The sequence below is a fragment of the Microbacterium sp. MYb45 genome, assembly GCF_002979655.1.
Classification (GTDB): Bacteria; Actinomycetota; Actinomycetes; order Actinomycetales; family Microbacteriaceae; genus Microbacterium.
Map to the genome: position 1 here is coordinate 1 of NZ_PCPG01000019.1, position 17,165 is coordinate 17,165.

Consider the following 17,165-nt stretch of genomic DNA (forward strand, 5'->3'; position numbering starts at 1 on the left):
CGTGAGGCGTGACGAGGGGGCATCCGCCCCCACGGAGGATGCCGCCCCCCTCGCCGCGATCCTGGGCGCACCGGCGTCGGATGCCCCCTCGTCACGCCTCACGATCCTCACCGTGTGCACCGGCAACATCTGCCGGTCGCCGCTGGCCGAGGTCATGCTGCGGTCCGACCTCGAACCGCTCGGCGTGCGGGTCCACAGCGCGGGCACCCATGCCCTGGTAGGTCACGGCATGCCCGAGCCGGCGCTGGAGCTGGCCGCGCAGGCGGGCGTCGATCCCGCGACGGCATCCGCCCACCTGGCCCGCTACCTGGTCGAGCCGCTTCTCGACGACGCCGACCTCGTCCTCACCATGGCACGCGAGCATCGGTCGCACGTGGTCAAGATGATGCCGAACCGACTGCGTCGCACCTTCACGGTCCGCGAGTTCGCGCGCCTCGCATCGACGGTGAGCACCGACGACGCCCGCGCTGCCGCCGATGCGGCCGGCTCGTCGTCCCACGAGCGGTTCGCCGCCGTGCTGCGTGCCGTCAACGATCAGCGCGGCGTCACCGCCTCCTCCGGGGATGACGACGACGTGATCGACCCCTACCGGCGGTCGCGTGAGACCTACGCGCGGTCGGCGGCGGAGCTGACTCCCGCGCTGGTCGAGGTCGAACGAATCGTGCGCGCCGCCCTCACGTGAGCCGTGTGCGCCTCCGGCGGCGGGGTGTTCGCCGTATGCTCATTCTCATGTCTGCATCCCGGCCTCCCCGCGGGATGTGCGAGGGGATGAAGAGTTGGAACTGAGAGACTACGCGCGCATTCTGCGCGCGCATTGGATCGTCATCGTCGCGGCCACGCTGGTGGGTGCGGCCCTCGCGTTCGGCTGGAGTTCCCTGCAGCCACGGGTGTACTCGGCCGACACGACAGGCATCGTGACGGCCGTGGGCGGAGACGGCACGAGCGGTTCCGCCCTCGTGGGCAACCAGCTCGCCCAGAGCAGGGTCAAGTCGTACCTCAATCTCGGTTCCTGGCGGGCGGTCGCCGAGCATGCGATCGACGAACTCGACATCGACGCCTCGCCCGACGTGCTGGTGAACCGGGTCACGGTGACGAACCCCGTCGACACCACCGCGCTGAAGGTCACCGCCACCGGGCCGACGCCCGAGTCGGCGCAGGCACTGGCGCAGGCCTGGCTCGACGGCATGGCGATCGAGATCGAGAAGCTCGAGGGCGGCACCGCCGAGACGCCGGCGGCGATCTCCCTCATCGTCGGTGACTCCGCGCGCCTTCCCAGCACCCCGTCGTCGCCGAACACGCGACTGAACGTGATCATCGGCGCTCTCGCCGGTCTCGCCCTCGGTCTCGTCTATGCGTTCGTGCGGCACACCGTCGACCGTCGCGTGCGTCACCCCCGCGACATCGAGCGCGAGACGGGCGTCTCCGTCATCGGCACCCTCCCGCTCGAGAAGTCGATCGCCGGCGAGCGACAGGTGATCGACTTCTCCCTGGAATCGCAGCACGGGGTGTCGCACCACCTCATCGAATCGATGCGCGAGCTGCGCACGAACCTGCAGTTCATCGACGTCGACAACCCGCCGCGCGTGATCGTGGTCACGAGTTCCGTGCCCGGAGACGGCAAGTCCACCGTCTCGGTCAACCTCGCCTCCAGCCTCGCCGCCGCCGGACAGTGGGCCATCCTCATCGACTGCGACCTGCGCCGCCCGGTCATCGCCGACATCTTCGGCATGTCCCACGACGTCGGCCTCACCGATGTGCTCGCGGGTCGGGCCGAGCTGCAGGATGTGGCGCATCGCCCCTCCCGCGACATCCCGCTCGCCGTCGTCGGCGCCGGGCGCATCCCGCCGAACCCCAGCGAGCTGCTCGGGTCGCAGCGGATGCGCGACTTCCTGGCGGAGATCAGCAAGTCGGCGATCGTCATCCTCGACTCGCCACCGGTGCTGCCGGTGACCGACGCCGCGGTGCTGGCCGCGAACGCAGACGGCGTGCTGATCGTCGTCTCGTCCGGGAAGACCACCTTCGACATGCTGCAGCGTGCGATCGACAACATCACGCGCACGACGGGTCGGGTGCTCGGCGTGGTGCTGAACCGTGTGCCGCGCAAGGGTGCGGAGTCGGCGTACTACGGCCGCGAGTACTACGGCGCCTACGAGCGCTACGCGAAGGACGGCGCGGACAGCGAGAGCACTGAGCCCGACGCCGCGCCCGGTGTACGCCGGCGCGGCACCGCTCAGGTCTGAGTCACCGCTCGGTCTGCGGCCCCTCTCAGGGCTGAGTCGGCGGCAGCAGGATCCCGTCGGCGATGAGCACCTGCACGGCCGTCTGCACGATCGTCACGGGGTCTCCGTCTGCGGGCTCTCCGTGCATGGTCACCACGGCGTCGACGAGCTGAGCGAGCGTGCTCCCGCCGGCGGCCGCGCTCCAAATGGTCGGGCCGATGCCGTCGAGGACGTGCACCTGTCCCCCGGTCGGCGTCCGCCGCAGCACGGCGACACGGGAGTCGAGCACCAGCTCATCGACGGTCTCCGCGCGGCGGTACGCGTCCGCGGCTGACGCGTCGACCACGGGTGCGGTGCGGGCGATGATCGGCGGCACCGGAGCGGGCTCGACCGCGAGCAGATCGTCGATGATCCCGTCGATGCCCGCCACCTCCCGGTAGCGCAGTCGAACCGCACCGCCGGTGGCTTCGAGCAGCGCAGCGATCCGCTGCAGGGGTGCCGGCCCGTCGGAGAGATAGCTGGTCTGCGGTCCCAGCAGAGCCAGGGCGTCCGCGACGTCCAGCAGTTCGACCTCCGGCACCTCCGGGCCCTCCGGCGAGCGATCGATCACGACGATCTTCGCCACCCGCAGCTCATCGGGAAGCGGGTGCGCGCCGCCGATGCTCGACAGCGCGACCTGAGCCTTGGGAACGGCATCCTGTTCGATGATCGACAACGGCTTGCGGTAGGGCACCACGCGACCGGTGTCGTCGATGCCGATGGTCTCGTCACTCACATACGCGTAGCGCTTCGAGAGGTGGCGCGCCGCCGTCGTCTTGCCGGTGCCGGATGCCGCACTGAGGACCACGACGCGACCGTCGTCAGTGGCGAGACCGGCAGCATGCAACATCCAGATCGGGTCGTGTCGGCGGTGCGCGAGGGCTTTGATCGTGACGTCGGTCGAGAGCGCGGAGAGGGCTGCGGCATCCTCCGTGTCGGCCGGAACCACGGCGACCGCATCGGCGACTCGATCGCCCTCGTAGCGGGCATCCGCCCAGGCAGCCGCGGCGCGAGCCCGGAAGTCGTCGTCGCGTTGGGAGGCGTCGATCTCGATCACCGCTCCGACCGCGTTGACGAGGAGGCGATCGGGCATGCCAGCAAGCCTATCCACGTTCGCCGACTCGGCGAGCCGCGGAGTCGGCAGCACAATGCGCGCAGGAACAACGCACATTGCGCGCTTTTCGTCTATTCGTCGGATTTTCCCTGACGGGCGCTCTACGGTGGCTCGCAGTGAGGCTCCTGGGGGATGCAGATGAGTTTCGTGTCGTCTCACTACACGAATTCGAGATCTGCATTGACAGGAGGTCCGGGATGATTGAATCTATATTCAATACACCGCTGTATCGGGGCTTCGGCTTCGAGGCCGCACCGATCGCAGAGGCGCTACTGCCGCTCGCTGGCACCCTGAAAGGGGACGTCTCGTGAGTCATTCCCACGCTCAGGTCATCGACGACAGAGAGCTCGCGAAGCACGGTGTCCGGCGGGTCGGAGACCGCCCTGGACTGCGTTCCCGGGAGCGCGCCTCCGGCGGTGTGCGACTGCTCAGCACAGGCGGCGGGACCTCCGAACTCCACGTGGACACGGTGAGCAGATACCCCGACCACTCGGTCTTCGCGTTCGTCGAAGCACAGGCGCTCTGGTCGCGAGTGGAGGGCGAACCCTGGGTCGAGACCGAGGGCGGTCTCGTCGTCGCCGCACACGGCATCGCACGCCGACTGCGGTGGGCAGGGCAGTGGCGCTTCGTCGCCGCACTCGTGCCCCGCTCGGCCATCGCCTCGTTCGTGCCGTCGCTGCCTTCCGACGCGAGTGTGTTCGCGGACCGCCGGCTCCTCGACACCTCGATGCAGCAGTTCATCGGGTGTCTGCTCGACACCGACGACAATGCATCGGCGATCGAGCAGTACGCCATCGAGCAGCTGGTGATGGAGATGTGCGGCGCGGTACTCCTCGACCGGATCGGCGGGGTCAGCGGGCAGGGCTCGCCGCATGCCGTGCTGCGTGAGCGGGCGATCGCCGTGATCTCGCAGCAGTGCGGTGACCCGTCGCTGAAACCGTCGCGCGTCGCGCATGAGGTGCAGTCGTCGTTGCGGCAGCTGCAGCTCGTCTTCTCCGAATCCGGCAACAGCGTCGCGGCGGAGATCCGTCGCCAACGCGCGCGGCTGGCGCACTCGCTACTGGTCGACAGTCGCTATGACGTGCTGAGCATCGACCAGATCGCGCAGCGCGCCGGATTCCACTCTCCGATGAGCATGCGTCGGGCACTCGACGAGGCCTATCAGGCCACCCCGCGCACCCTGCGCTCCTCGCGCCGGGCATAGCTCCGCGCAGCCAGAACGCACAGATCGCGCAGGTTGAGCGCACCCTGCGCGTAGTTCACCGAAACCCCCTTCCTCCCCCTCTTCCTCTCCCTACTTTGATGACCACGAAGAGGCTCCTGGGGGATGCAGACGACGTGTCGCCTCTTCACGACACCGCGGGAAACCGCATCTGCATCGAACAGGGAGGGCACTCACGTGACCGAAGAAATCCAGAAGAACAAGGGCGTCTCGCGCCGCACGCTCGTCAAGGGCGCGGCATGGTCGGTCCCCGTCATCGCGGCAGCCGTCGCCACGCCGCTCGCGGCCGCGTCGCTGGTGAACGACGACCTCGTTCCCGCGCTCAGCGGCCCGATCACGCTGAACCTCGGTCTCCTCGCGTCGGTCAACACCGTGAACACGCTGACGATCACCAACAACGGTACCGACGCCTCGCCCGCCGGTGCCACGGCCGTCGTGCAGTACAACCCGGGCCTGCTGAGCCTGAACATCGCCACCGTGGCCGGGGTGTCCATCGGTGGGGCAGACGGCAACTACACGCTGACGCTCCCGTCGATCCCCGCCGGCGGCAACATCGTCATCGGCCTGGGCACGACGCTCGACTCTCTGCTCAACGTCGGGCTGCTCACCTCGCTCCTCGGCGGACCGCAGCAGGTCATGTCCGCGACCGTCACCGGCGACTCGGTCACCGGCAACAACTCGACCTCGCAGAACGTGGGCATCAACCTGCTCTGAGCGGATCTCGATGGGAGCGCCGGGCCCAGCACCGACGCTCCCATCGTCGCTCCGGCCACCGCCGATGGTGGCGGCAGGGCGACGTGCAGCACCGAGCGGGCGGATCCTTCCAGGATCCGCCCGCTTTTCCGATCCGGGAGAATCAACCCATGAGCGCATTCCTCGTTCCGCTTGCCTTCTTCCTCGCCGTCGTCTTCGCCGTGAGCGCCGTCGGCAAACTGCGCTCTGCGGATCACGGACAGTCGGCCTTCGCTGCCCTGCGCATCCCGGTTCGCCACTCGAAGACCGCGGCCGGGGTGCTGATCGCGGCCGAGGCCGTTGTCGCCGTGGGCCTGCTCGCGACCGCCAGCTGGCTCTTCGTGGTCTCCGCCGCGGCGGCACTCCTGCTGACCTCCGGCCTTCTGGTCGCCGTCGCCCGGGCGCACCGACTCGGCGCCACCGATGATTGCGGCTGCTTCGGTGACTGGCTCCCCTCCGCGATCGGGCCTCGACTCATCGTGCGCAACGCGGTCCTCACCGCCATCGCCGCCTCGGTACTCGCAGGGGCCGTCACGGCGGTCGCCGTCTCCGAGCCCGTCGGGATTCCGGCCACACTCCTCACGGGCCCGTCGGTGCCCCTCGTGCTCGGCGCTGTCGGTGCAGGATTGCTGATCGCCGTCGGCGTCTGGTCCCTGGTCCGCGCATCGCACGCCACCGGGCGGACGGACGCGCAGATCCCCCGTGGAGCCGGCGCGGTGCTGCTGCCCGCCACGGCAGAGATCGTCGACGTGCTCGTCCCGGCAACCCGCGCTCGCCTCCTGGTGTTCGTCGCGCCCGGGTGTCATGCGTGCGCGACCGCCCTGGCATCGCTCAAGGCCACAGAGGCCCCTCTGGCGGCCGTTGTCGACGTCTATGTGATCCAGCGCGCCGTGAGCGTCGCGGCGAGCACAGAGCCGCCGCACGACCTCCCCGCTTCGACGCGGTTCGCGCTCGACGTCGGCGGTTCGGTGGCGGCGGCGCTCCGCATCGGAGCGGCGACCCCGGTGGCCGCGCTCATCGGCACCGACGGAACGCAGGCCGGGCCGCTGGCGGTCGGCAGCGACGAGGTGCGGGTGCTGATCGACAGCATCCGCGCGGCGGTCGAGGTTTCCCCCGCCTGACGCGGTGGTGCCGCTTCGACCGACCACGGCATAGCTCTGCTCTGAGTTCGCTCGGCGTCCGGATCAGCGGAAGCACGCCGACCTCCGGGCTCGCGCACAGGACGATAGACTTCGGCGGTGGCCCAACGACTCGGAGGATATGCGATCGTCCTGCTCGTCGTTGCAGGACAGTTCAAATCGCATCCGGCGTTGTCATGGTTGCCGTTCGACCTGACGCTCGTCGCCGGTGGCATCGTCGCCATCGCGATGGTCATCTCGGTGTTCGGTCTCGGTGCACCCTCGCGTTTCACCATCCTTCCGGTGATTCTTTGGTTGCTGCTGCTGCCGACCGTCGCAACCGCGATGCCCTCTCCGTACGGTCAGACGAAGGTCTTCACTCTCTTCACGATCACCTTCCTCCTTGCTCTGTCCCCGTTCTTTCTGCTGCGCACTCCGACGCAGCGTCGCTCCTTCCTGCACGCGCTCGTGGTAGCCGGAGCAATCGCATCGATCGATGTACTCGCTGGCGGCTCATCCGTGGAACTGTACGGACGCGTCTCTGCCGAGGGCACTGACACGATCGGAACAGCGCGGTTGGCAATGGCAGGAGCGGTCGCACTCGCCGTGATCGCGATGTCGCGGGAGTCCCGCGTTCGTGTCAGGTTGTTCTCGTTGTTCGGTGCGCTAAGCCTTGCCGTTATCGCCTTGATGACAGGCAGCCGCGGGCCCGCGCTCGCGGCAGCACTCTCCATTCTCGTCGCAGTCGCTCTCGCGCCAATGTTCAACAAGTACCGGGTACGAGCGCTCGCCGCCGTCGCCGCGCTCGGCACGGTTGCCGTCTTCGTCGTCGCTCGGGACGGCAACGTGGGATTCGCTCGTATTCTCACGTTCGTCAGTGGCGACACCGATCGATCCTCTCTTGCACGGACGCAGATGTGGGAGGCAGCGTGGGAAGGGATCCTGCGGGTCGAGAACGGACAAGGCTGGGGGTCCTTCGCCGAGATCGGTGGACCCAACCCTTATCCCCACAACCTTCTTCTCGAGGTAGGTTTCGAGGCCGGCTTCATCGCAATGGTCGCGGTCGCCGTTCTCCTCCTCGCAGGCGCAATCAGCGCTCTTCGACGAGCAACGGACGGCACGGGAGTCGCGTTCTTTGCGCTGCTCGTCTTCAGCGCCTTCAACGCGATGGTGTCTTCCGACATCAACGGGTCGCGCCTCCTGGTCGTCGTGCTCTTCGCCGCCTGGGCCGTCAATGACTCTCGAGCACGGGGCGCCGAGCATCTCCCGGCGCCGAAGCGCGCGGCGGCGCTCAGGACGAACACTCGCACCACGCGAGTCTCGTCGGACGTGGCTTAGGTCCCCGATCTGCTGTAGATCGTCGGCTCACCGCACGGGCGTTGGCCGCAGTGCTGGGCGACTTCACAGGCGTTCGCGGTCCGTCAGGGCGCCCAGTGGCAAGCTGCTAGCGTGACGGTGATCTGCCAATAACCCCCAGGAGTCCTGCATGCTGATCTCTCGTCGCACCGCGCTCGCGCTCGGAGGCACAGCGGCTGCCTCGACGGTGGCCACTCTCGGGGGTTCCGCTACCCACGCATTCTCCCTCCCGCTCTCCCGTCGGGGCGTCCATGCGCCCGCACGCGCGGAAATCCGGGGGCTATTCGACGCGGAGCGAGAAAACTTCTCCCTTCGAGAACTGACTCCTGAACAGCTGCCATACGCCGGCACTTTCGCTCGCCCGCTGCCGGCTGGAGCGAACTATGACAGCGAGCATGTCTCGATCCGCGTGTACGACGGGGTGCTGCACAACCACCCCGTCGGGCAGGCACAAGCCGCGCTGAGCATCCTTGCGAGCTACGCCTTCAACGAAGACCCCGCGTATCTTGCCGCATCGCGAGCGAACGCCGACCGGCTCATCGGATCTGCCACAGATGTTTCCGGCGCACTGTTCTTCCCCTACACGTTCGACTTCACGCTCCACAGCGGGCCGGACAAGATGATCGCCCCCTGGTACTCGGGAATGGCTCAGGGGCAAGCCCTGAGCGCATTCTGCCGCTTGTACGCCGCCACCGGCGATGAGCGATACCGAGTAGCGGCTGACGGCGCGTTCGCGAGTTTCAAAGTCCTGAAGAACCCTTCGTCACCGTGGGTCACCCGGATCGATGCGCACGGATATGCCTGGTTCGAGGAGTACGCCGATCAGGAAGGACGTGCTGACTTCACGTTCAACGGGCATGTGTTCGGCGTCTATGGCATGTACGACTACTACCGGCTGACCGGGAATCCCGAAGCGAAATCGTTGTTCCAGATCGGGGCGACCACTATGAAGCACTATGCGGACACGATCCGCGATCCCGGGTGGATCAGCCACTATTGCCTCCGCCATGAGACCCCATCGATCTCCTACCACAACGTGCATGTCGAGCTCTTGTACAAGGTGTTCGACATGACTGGCGACCTCTACTTCGCCTCACTTGCGGATGCCTTCCTCGCGGATTTCCCGGCCCCAACTTCCTACGGGCGCGGGCCCATCTCGTCCGGGGATCACCGCTTCGCCTCCACTAATGCGAGCGCGTCGAGCAAGGCGGTCGTCACGACTGCGACGACCGCCACGATCGCCGACGTCGCCTTCGGCAGCCGCCGCAAGCTCGTCGGTACCGACGGGATCTGGCTGCGGATCGATTCAGGCCAGCACGCCGGTAAATGGATCGAAGAGCAGGCAGGAAAGACGCATATCGGCGGTCTCGCGCTCGAGCGCTACAGGTTCGCCCCCCTTCGCCGTATCGACTTCGCGGCGGGCACGCACACCGGATTCGAATACAGCAAGGGCGGCAAGATAGTCCGATCCGTGCGCGCCGGGCTCAAGACACCCTCGTCGGCACACGCCAGCATGCGCGCGCTCGTCAATGGACGCACTCACTACTTGATCACCAATGGAATCTGGAAGGACCTGTGGGTGCCTGCATCGGATACGGTGAGCGCTGCAGTTCGTCCGCTCACAGGCGAGCGCGTGCAGGACTGGGACCCGCCTGCCGAGGCGGGTACGCCCATCTCGCTGAATCCGGCCCGGCTTGTGAAGTTCGCGCAAGGAAATCACAGTGGCGTCACGTTCGATGGAGACTGGCAGATCGTCGGCCAGAAGACCGCCGGACTCAGCAGACCGTCTAGCGCATATGCCGACCAATCGGTCGCCCTGGATGCGGGTATGTATTACCGCATCACAGGTGGGATCTGGAAGGGCATGTGGGTGCTCGCAAGCGGGAGCGTCCAGTTGATGCCCTGACGTCGACCCGTGGAACGGGAGCCGACGCCCCGCGTGATCAATCAGCCACTCGGTCGTCTCTCTGAGACTCGACAGCGACGCCGTGCTCAGTGCGCTTGCGGGGGCGTCCGGTGAGCCAGCCCATGACCCATTCCACAGGGCCGGTGCCGACGAAGCGCCACCAGAGCCACCCGACGAGGATCATCACCGGCACGATCACGGCCCATCCGAGCCAGAGGTTCTCGGTGGGGCGGCCGTGGCTGGTGTTCCATGCCGCGATGAGTCCGACATGCAGGAGATAGAGGGACAGCGCCACCTGACCGCACGCGATGAGGGGGGTGAAGACGGCGCCCCAGAACCGCTTAGCGCCCGTTCGCTGCACTGTCGCGGCCAGTACGACGCAGACGTATACGACGAAGACGAGTCCGAAGTCGCGAAGCGTGTCGACGTAGTCCCCCGACTGAGCGCGAACGATGTCGAAGTACTCCAGGAGCCCGCGGGCGATGAACGCAAGGGGCGCCGCCACGGCGAGCACCCAGAGGAGTCGATCCCGCCGGAACCCGTGTCGGACAAGGACCGCGCCGATGAGGAACATTGGAAGCAGATTGACCACGCGATACTGCGGCCCGAGAAAGGTCCAGACCATGAGGTCGCGAACGGGTGCCGGCGCGGTGTAGACCCACGTCCAGGTGCGCGCGAGCTCGAGGAGCGGCTCACTGATGGCGAAGAGCAGAATGGTGATGCCGATGACTACTGGAGTGCGCGCCAGAAGCAGAGGGGCCCCCACGATGATCAGCACCCCGAGGTAGGCGAGCACCACTGCGACCCAGGACCCCCAGGTGGCCATCCAGACGCCGAGCACGACGAGGAAGAGACCGCGGAGGCACTGGTGGAGCAGAGTCGTGCCGATCTTTCCACCGCGCCGCCAAACGAGCTCTGCCGACATGCCCATCACGAGCGCGAAGAGCGGCGACGCCACAGCGCTGAAATTCGAATTCAGGAAGTGCACCGCTGAGGGGACGTTCGGAATGAAAGGCGCGGCGTGCGCGATGAGCATCGCCACGATCGCGAACCCTCGGAGAACGTCGGGCACCACGAGACGCCCACCCTGGGGAATCGCCGCGAAATCGGTGCTCGCATCTCGCGCGACGCGTGCGGAGTTCTGAGGCATGTCCTGACAGTATTGGGTCTACCGAGAACTCGCGACCCGGAGGCCGAGATGACGACATCTGAGTCCCGCCCTGATCGCCGGCGCCGATCCAAACTCTGGATCCATCTCGCGCTCGCGCTGGGCCTCACCGCTGTCGTGATCGCTTTCTTGGGGCAGCCGTCATCAGGCTCGATGTCCCCGACGCTCGAACCCGGCGATCGGCTCATCGTGAATCGCCTCGCCTACGTCGGCTCCGACCCCGCAGCAGGCGACATCGTCCTGTTCCGTCCCAGCGATGCCTGGGGAGAGCGCCCGACACCCGCGAACGGGCTCAGTGCAGCGGTCTCCTGGGTCGGGGAGACGACAGGGATCCGCCCGTACGTCCTCGTCAAGCGAGTAATCGGCGTTCCCGGCGACACGGTCGAATGCTGCAGCGCCGAAGGTGCTGTCCGTGTCAACGGTGTGGAATTGGACGAGCCCTACGTGCGCAAGGACCTCCCGTTCATCGACGGGGAACTCGATTGCGACTCCCAACCCGCGTCGTTGCGGTGTTTCCCCCCGGTCACGGTCCCCGCCGAGTCCTACCTCGTACTCGGCGACAACCGGGCGAATTCTGCCGACTCGGCCTACCTGTGCCGAGGCGGCGGCGCGGACGATTGCTGGCGTTGGGCGGAGAGAGACCTCGTCGTAGGCGAAGCAGGACCGATCCTGTGGCCGATCAGCCGCTGGGGTGGCCCGTAGCGACGAGCGGCGGTGCGCTCAGCGGAGAGATCCGGCCGAGAGTACCTCGACCACCCGCTCCGCGGCATTGCCGTCGCCGTAGGGCGCCTCGAACGTCGTCGCCGGCATCGGCCGGCGCACGGCGTCGGCGATCTCCGCGGCGCTGTTGGCGAGCACATTCCACCCGAGCTGCACGGTTTCGACCCACTCGGTTTCGGTGCGCACGGTCGTGCACGGGATCCGAAGCAAGAAGGCCTCTTTCTGCAGACCACCGGAGTCGGTGACCACCCCCGCGCTCGACATCACCGCATTGATGAGATCCGGGTACGCCAGCGGCGCGTGCGTGAGCAGTGTCCCGCGCTGGAGGTCGATCCCGTGCTCCGCAGCCTTCGCGACCACCCGAGGGTGTGCAAGAAGCACTGCGGGGCGGTCGAGAGCAGACAGTGCGTCGACGACCGATGCCAGACGCTCAGGATCGTCTGTGTTCTCCGCGCGGTGAATCGTTGCGACATAGTATTCGCCCGGCTCGAGCACCAGCTCTGCGACGAGACGAGAGGGCTCGGCGCCGACCTTGTCCCGCATCTCGAACAGGACATCGGTCATCACGTCGCCGACCATCACGCTGCGGTCTTCGAGGCCTTCGTGCGTGAGGTGTCCCATGGCGACCTCGGTCGGCGCCAGCAGGACGTCGGCAGCGTGATCCGTGAGAACCCGGTTGTGCTCCTCGGGCATGCGTCGGTTGAAGCTCCTCAGGCCGGCCTCGAGGTGTGCCACCGGGATGTGCATCTTCACCGCGCTGAGGGCAGCCGCGACGGTGGAGTTCGTGTCTCCGTAGACGAGCACCCAGTCGGGGCGATGCTCATCGAACACGGCGTCCAGGGCGGCGAGCATGCTGCCCGTCTGGACTCCATGAGAACCACTGCCCACGCCGAGATGCACATCGGGGTCCCCGATCCCGAGGTCTTCGAAGAACACGTCCGAGAGCATCGGGTCGTAGTGCTGGCCGGTGTGGACGATCACGTGATCCATCCCGGCGGCCTTCATCGCCCGATGGATCGGAGCGAGCTTCACGAACTGAGGACGGGCGCCGACGACACTGATTACCTTCACGGAACAAGCCTAGGGCGTGACGACCCCTCGCTCATCCGGACACCTTCCGCGGCTAACCGCATCCAGGGGCGTCGAGAGTCACCGGCGTCTCCCTCACCATCGCGGTGTGCTGCACCTCGGGTGCACCATAGCCACTCGCGGGCTCCCCCTCGGCGCCGCGGAATGTGGCGACGATGTTCTGAGTGGAGTTCGGCGGGGACAGAATGCTGACCCGCACGGCCGCTCGTCCGAGATGTGTCGCGCGGGTGCCGGCGGTCTCCACTCCGTCGACCGTCAGCGATTCAATTGATGCGCCCACCGGCGCATACAAGATCACGTCGGTCGCGATGTCACCCGGCCGGTAGTACGGACCCGTGATGTAGCTCGGGAGCGACTCGGCGTCACCGCGACTGATGCCGTTGGTGAAGCTGATGGCCGTGGTCCATGTCGGCTCGGCGGTGCTCGCCGTGCACTGATCCGTCGTGAGATTCACGGACGCATCGACGTAGTAGTCCATCTTCGAGCCGGTCGTGTCGTTGAAATAGACGCCGACGGCTGTCACGTCATCGTTGATCGTCGGCAGTGTGCCGGAGAGCGCCGTGGCACCTATGGCCGCTCTCTCGTCCTCGTTCGCTGACCAGAAGTGGATCCGACCCTCATCGACCGACTGCAGAAGCCCCTCCAGGAATGCCTTCGGCTCTGGCGCTCCTCCGAGCACCTGGGCGAAGATCGCAGCGGCTGCACCATCGAAGAATGCGTTCGAGTCGACGCCCTTCGGGTACGCGAAGTAGACCTCGTTGAGCAGCATGCTCACGGCGTTCTCCGACGACAGCGTCTCACCTGTCGGCACGGATATCGGTCCGGTCGCGGGCAGCAGGTAGCTGAGGGCGACCGGGTCGATCGACATCACGCCATCGATCTGATCGTCGAACTTCTCGGCCCACCACGCCTGCGCCAGCCCGGCGCTCGTGGGGAAGTCGGCAGTTCCGGTGAGGTTGGCGATCCAGCGTCCGAGGATGTCGGAGTAGAGCGCCTCCGACTCGGCATCCAGCGGCGCGATCGGCTCCGCTCGGGCGCTGGTGAACTCGGTCGCAGCCGCCTGCCTGACGACCGACAGAGCGCCGTCCTCCGCACGCACCTGGATGAATGATCCCGGGCCTCCCCCGCCCGCACGGAGTTCCGCATTGCCCAGGAACATCAGGAGGTAGTTCCGAGGCTCATCAGCCCCGAGGATCGCGGGGAGAAACTCGAAGGTGTCAGACGCCGCGGTGAGGATGGGCTGCAGTTCGGCGATCGCGTCGACGATCTGGCCGACCCCTTGCTTCACCTGCGGCAGCAGCGCCGACTGATCGATCCCGCCCACCCGCTCCGCAAGCGCACTGACGGAACGATCCGCCTCGCCCACGATGGAACCGACGGCCTCCAGCTGCGCCACGTCGATACGACCATCCTGAGGGGTCAGACTGGCAAGGCCGATCGAGCTCGCCGGGACGAAGACCCGAGCGCCCATCTCCTCAGCCGCCTCGGCGACCGTCTTCACCGCACGCAGATTCTCAGCGGGCGGGAGCGGGATCGACTCGAGCACTCCCCAGATCCTGCCTCCGGTAGCGGAAGCCGCCTGCGCGGCTTCCGCCTCGAACGCATGAGCTGCCGCTTCCGAGGCCGCGGTATCACCGGCGAGCAATGCGGTGCGGAACTCAGCCGCGTGCGGCATCGCCGCAAGAAGGTGCGCACGAGCGTCCATCGCCTGCGCGTACACTTTCGAACCCGCCCACGCCAGCCCGGCTGCCGCCACGATCAGCAGCGCGAGGCACGAGAGCGTGATCCACAGCGCGCGCCGCTTTCGGCGAGGACGCCGTCCGCGACCGCCGGTCCTGCCGTCGTCGTGCGACCGCGGTGGACGTGCGTCAGGGTGCGCCAGCTGCTCGTCTCGCCCTCCGGATGGCTGGTCGCCGAACAGCCCTGCCAAACCGTCGGACTGCTCCGGCGCCGCCTGCGCGTTCTGCTGGGCTTGAATTTCTCGCAATTCGCGGCGCGACGGAGGGGGCGAGCTGTTCTCGGGCATCTCACGATCCAATCATCTGAAGCTGCATAACCCCTATTTCCCCCCGAGGAGGGCACGCACGGCGCGGGAGAACCGGCGGACACGGGCAAGCACCAGAGTCCGAGCGGGAGCATCTGGAGCATCCTCGACCGACAGCATCATCGCGGTCGATGGCCAGATGAGCCGCCCAAGCACGCGGGCGCGGTGGCGCCATGGCACGGTGAGGAACGCCTTTACGTAGCGGCGCGGGCCCGAAGCGGATCGCCATGCCCAGTCCTCGGGTCGCGGGGTGGCCAGTCCGTCGATACTCGACTCGCCGTATGCATCACGGAGGACTTGTCGAAGCACGTACCCTGCCCCGAGATCATTCGCGGAACGGATCGTGTCGTGGCCGGCGGCTTCCAGTGCGTGGCGGGCGTTCGCCGCCTGCACCGGGTTGGGCTGCCGTCCGTGGGTCGGGCGGAGTTCGTGCAGGGCCGTGATCACTGCGTGCTCGGACCTCGAGGGCGTCTGCACCCGCACTCCGGCGTAGGCGCGGGACTCCGAACTCGCCTGCACATACTCGAATGCGACTTCGGGACTGATCGCCATTCCAGGGAATCGCGAATGCACATCGATAGCGCACCCCCACTCCGCTGGCTGCAGAGTGAGGGAGTGTGGCACTCCCGTCCCGAGAAAAGCCGAGTAGAGCGGTGTCCATCCCCAAGCCACCATGGCCTCGGCGAGTCGCACCTCGTCTCCGGGGCGAACCCAGCAGTCCACGTCGCCGGAGTGCTCACGAGCTCGCAGCCCCTGAGCATGCAGGGCCGGGCCCTTGATGAAGACGATCTCGATCGCGTTCTGTCTCGCCACCTCGGCGAGCAGCGCATAGACGAGCTCATGTTGCGGGGACCGCAGCCACGGCGGCGACAACTCGACCGCGCCTCGGTCGACATCAGGCGATGCGGTGGCGAGTCCCATCTCCTCCAGCTGACGCACGACGTCGCTGGTGTGCTCATCGAATGTCTCGTCAGCTGCGGGATGCTCCAGCAGGCGTCGCCAGGTGGCTGCCCCGTCACCCCACAGGTAGGCGGGGGCGCCTGCGTTGATGGGAAGCAGCAGCAGCTCGTAGCCCTCTTCGCCGATCGGGTGTCCGACCAGGTCGAGAGCGCCTACGGCGACCGAACGCCAGGTCTTCGCCGGTCGGCTCCCCGCGCCCGTGCTCATGCCCATTCCGCCTCCGCGCGGCGGGATGCGAAGAGGCACAGCAGGAACAGGGCAGCGTACATGGCGACCTGAACGATAGTCAGCACAATGAGTGCGGCCTCCAGCCCGAAGCCCCACAGCCCGGGAAGGAGCACGGCAGCGCAGATCAGGACCGTCCGGCTGACATCCCAGGCGAGCTGGAGGTACTGCCGCTCGAGCACGAGCAGCGCGCGAGAGATCGGAGCCACGACGAATTGAGCAAGATAGAAGAGCACGGTTATCTGCGCATACTGACCTGCCACCGCCCACTCCGCACCGAAGACGAACCCGAACAGCACCGGCCCGAAGACCGCCACCACGATCGCCGGGACCACTGCCACGGCCAGCAGACGCGTGGAGATTCGAAGAAGCAGGGCGGAGAGGCGTCCCGACCTCTCTCGCCGCCGCGTCGCGAACGTGCCTTCGAAGTACTGGCTGACGGCATCGACGACCATGCCGATCGGCGTCGCCAGAACGCGGATGGTCAGCGCATAGAGCCCGGCCTCGATCGATCCGTACATCGCGATGACGATCAGCGGCGGGAGTTGAAGCCCGAGGATGTTGAGTACCCGAGACCAGGTGACGACGAGCGGAAAGCGCCGGTAGCGGCGGGCCACTACTCGCACGCGCAACGGGGATGGCCATTCGCGACGTTCCCCCCGAGTTCCCGCCATCCCGACCGAGCTCGCCACCCGCCCGACGAGAATGCTCGACAGCAAGCCGAGCGGACCCACCGCGAGCAGGCCGAGGACGACGCTCGAGAGCGCCTGAGACGTGCCCTGGATGCCGTTTCGCACGGCGAGCCGACCATAGGCGGCATCGCGGACGAGCGTCGAGGACAGCGCGGAATACGTCCCCATCGCCATGGTCGTCAGCGGCAGCAACCACCAATAGGCGGAGAAGATCCCCGCCGTCTGGAGCAGCGTGTCCAGCCAGGGACCACCGAACCACATGAGCACGGCCAGAAGCGCACTCATGACAGCGGTGCTGGCGAGAGTGAGGATCGCGAGCGCACGGGCGCTCAGCTCAGCGCGCGGAATGACGATCGCCCGTTCCCAGCTGAGGCTGACGATACCTCCCGCCACCGTCGCCAAGGCCGTGAATGCGGCGAGCGCCCCGAAGTCAGAGACGTCGTAGAGACGGGTCAGCAAAGGCGAGACCGCAAGCAGGGTCCCCTGACCGATGAGGGTTCCGGTCAGAATCCGGGACACTCCGGATTGCAGGAGCGCGCTCAACCGTCGGAACACGAACTT

At 67.1% G+C, this 17,165-nt stretch carries 14 protein-coding genes; 8 read left to right on the forward strand and 6 right to left on the reverse strand.

Annotated elements, in window-relative coordinates; all coding sequences use genetic code 11:
- Both CQ034_RS18430 and CQ034_RS18435 read left to right on the forward strand, forming a co-directional pair.
- Positions 1-682: low molecular weight phosphatase family protein (locus CQ034_RS18430; protein ID WP_308737274.1), on the forward strand; the 682-nt coding region annotated here is incomplete at its 5' end.
- A gap of 94 nt (positions 683-776) precedes the next feature.
- Positions 777-2,240 (forward strand): polysaccharide biosynthesis tyrosine autokinase, encoded by a 1,464-nt coding sequence (locus CQ034_RS18435; RefSeq protein ID WP_146114882.1) that lies wholly within the window; start codon positions 777-779, stop codon positions 2,238-2,240.
- Positions 2,241-2,265: 25 nt separating this feature from the next.
- Here the strand turns inward: CQ034_RS18435 and CQ034_RS18440 are convergent, their stop codons facing one another.
- Positions 2,266-3,351 (reverse strand): hypothetical protein, encoded by a 1,086-nt coding sequence (locus tag CQ034_RS18440; protein ID WP_105712229.1) that lies wholly within the window; start codon positions 3,349-3,351, stop codon positions 2,266-2,268.
- A 328-nt stretch (positions 3,352-3,679) separates the two neighbouring features.
- Here CQ034_RS18440 and CQ034_RS18450 point away from each other — a divergent pair, with 328 nt between their 5' ends.
- The 5 genes from CQ034_RS18450 to CQ034_RS18465 all read left to right on the forward strand — a co-directional run bounded on the left by CQ034_RS18450 (position 3,680) and on the right by CQ034_RS18465 (position 9,706).
- Positions 3,680-4,576 carry a helix-turn-helix domain-containing protein gene (locus CQ034_RS18450; RefSeq protein ID WP_105712231.1) on the forward strand — a complete coding sequence of 299 codons (897 nt, stop codon included), beginning with the start codon at positions 3,680-3,682 and terminating at the stop codon, positions 4,574-4,576.
- A gap of 195 nt (positions 4,577-4,771) precedes the next feature.
- Positions 4,772-5,308 (forward strand): hypothetical protein, encoded by a 537-nt coding sequence (locus CQ034_RS19650; protein WP_181156375.1) that lies wholly within the window; start codon positions 4,772-4,774, stop codon positions 5,306-5,308.
- Between the two features lie 149 nt (positions 5,309-5,457).
- A complete protein-coding gene (locus CQ034_RS19655) occupies positions 5,458-6,447 on the forward strand; it encodes a MauE/DoxX family redox-associated membrane protein (protein ID WP_181156376.1) in 990 nt (329 codons plus the stop codon).
- A 246-nt stretch (positions 6,448-6,693) separates the two neighbouring features.
- Positions 6,694-7,782 (forward strand): O-antigen ligase, encoded by a 1,089-nt coding sequence (locus CQ034_RS18460; RefSeq protein WP_146114883.1) that lies wholly within the window; start codon positions 6,694-6,696, stop codon positions 7,780-7,782.
- 148 nt (positions 7,783-7,930) lie between these two features.
- Entirely contained in the window at positions 7,931-9,706 is a 1,776-nt protein-coding gene (locus CQ034_RS18465) for a D-glucuronyl C5-epimerase family protein (protein WP_105712234.1), read from the forward strand.
- A gap of 37 nt (positions 9,707-9,743) precedes the next feature.
- Here the strand turns inward: CQ034_RS18465 and CQ034_RS18470 are convergent, their stop codons facing one another.
- On the reverse strand, positions 9,744-10,856 hold the full coding sequence (locus CQ034_RS18470) for an acyltransferase family protein (protein ID WP_105712235.1): 1,113 nt from the start codon (positions 10,854-10,856) through the stop codon (positions 9,744-9,746).
- 48 nt (positions 10,857-10,904) lie between these two features.
- Here CQ034_RS18470 and lepB point away from each other — a divergent pair, with 48 nt between their 5' ends.
- Positions 10,905-11,576 (forward strand): signal peptidase I, encoded by a 672-nt coding sequence (lepB, locus tag CQ034_RS18475; RefSeq protein WP_105712236.1) that lies wholly within the window; start codon positions 10,905-10,907, stop codon positions 11,574-11,576.
- 18 nt (positions 11,577-11,594) lie between these two features.
- Here the strand turns inward: lepB and wecB are convergent, their stop codons facing one another.
- Genes wecB through CQ034_RS18495 form a run of 4 tightly spaced genes read right to left on the reverse strand, consistent with a single transcriptional unit; the run spans position 11,595 to position 17,159 of the window.
- Positions 11,595-12,665, reverse strand: coding sequence for a non-hydrolyzing UDP-N-acetylglucosamine 2-epimerase (gene wecB, locus CQ034_RS18480; protein ID WP_105712237.1), 1,071 nt, complete (start codon positions 12,663-12,665; stop codon positions 11,595-11,597).
- Between the two features lie 52 nt (positions 12,666-12,717).
- Complete coding sequence (locus CQ034_RS18485) at positions 12,718-14,709, reverse strand: DUF4012 domain-containing protein (RefSeq protein ID WP_105712238.1); 1,992 nt, start codon at positions 14,707-14,709, stop codon at positions 12,718-12,720.
- Positions 14,710-14,742: 33 nt separating this feature from the next.
- Positions 14,743-15,894, reverse strand: a complete 1,152-nt coding sequence (locus tag CQ034_RS18490) for a nucleotidyltransferase family protein (protein ID WP_181156377.1) — start codon at positions 15,892-15,894, stop codon at positions 14,743-14,745.
- Entirely contained in the window at positions 15,891-17,159 is a 1,269-nt protein-coding gene (locus CQ034_RS18495; protein ID WP_181156378.1) for a lipopolysaccharide biosynthesis protein, read from the reverse strand. Before CQ034_RS18495 ends, CQ034_RS18490 begins: the two co-directional genes overlap by 4 nt.
- Positions 17,160-17,165 lie beyond the last annotated feature (6 nt).

Coding starts and splice junctions, on each gene's coding strand:
- CQ034_RS18490 (WP_181156377.1), bottom strand. CDS start 15,894: ATGAGCACGGGCGCGGGGAGCCGACCGGCGAAGACCTGGCGTTCGGTC.
- CQ034_RS18485 (WP_105712238.1), bottom strand. CDS start 14,709: ATGCCCGAGAACAGCTCGCCCCCTCCGTCGCGCCGCGAATTGCGAGAA.
- CQ034_RS19655 (WP_181156376.1), top strand. CDS start 5,458: ATGAGCGCATTCCTCGTTCCGCTTGCCTTCTTCCTCGCCGTCGTCTTC.
- CQ034_RS18440 (WP_105712229.1), bottom strand. CDS start 3,351: ATGCCCGATCGCCTCCTCGTCAACGCGGTCGGAGCGGTGATCGAGATC.
- CQ034_RS18470 (WP_105712235.1), bottom strand. CDS start 10,856: ATGCCTCAGAACTCCGCACGCGTCGCGCGAGATGCGAGCACCGATTTC.
- lepB (WP_105712236.1), top strand. CDS start 10,905: ATGACGACATCTGAGTCCCGCCCTGATCGCCGGCGCCGATCCAAACTC.
- CQ034_RS18465 (WP_105712234.1), top strand. CDS start 7,931: ATGCTGATCTCTCGTCGCACCGCGCTCGCGCTCGGAGGCACAGCGGCT.
- CQ034_RS18460 (WP_146114883.1), top strand. CDS start 6,694: ATGGTCATCTCGGTGTTCGGTCTCGGTGCACCCTCGCGTTTCACCATC.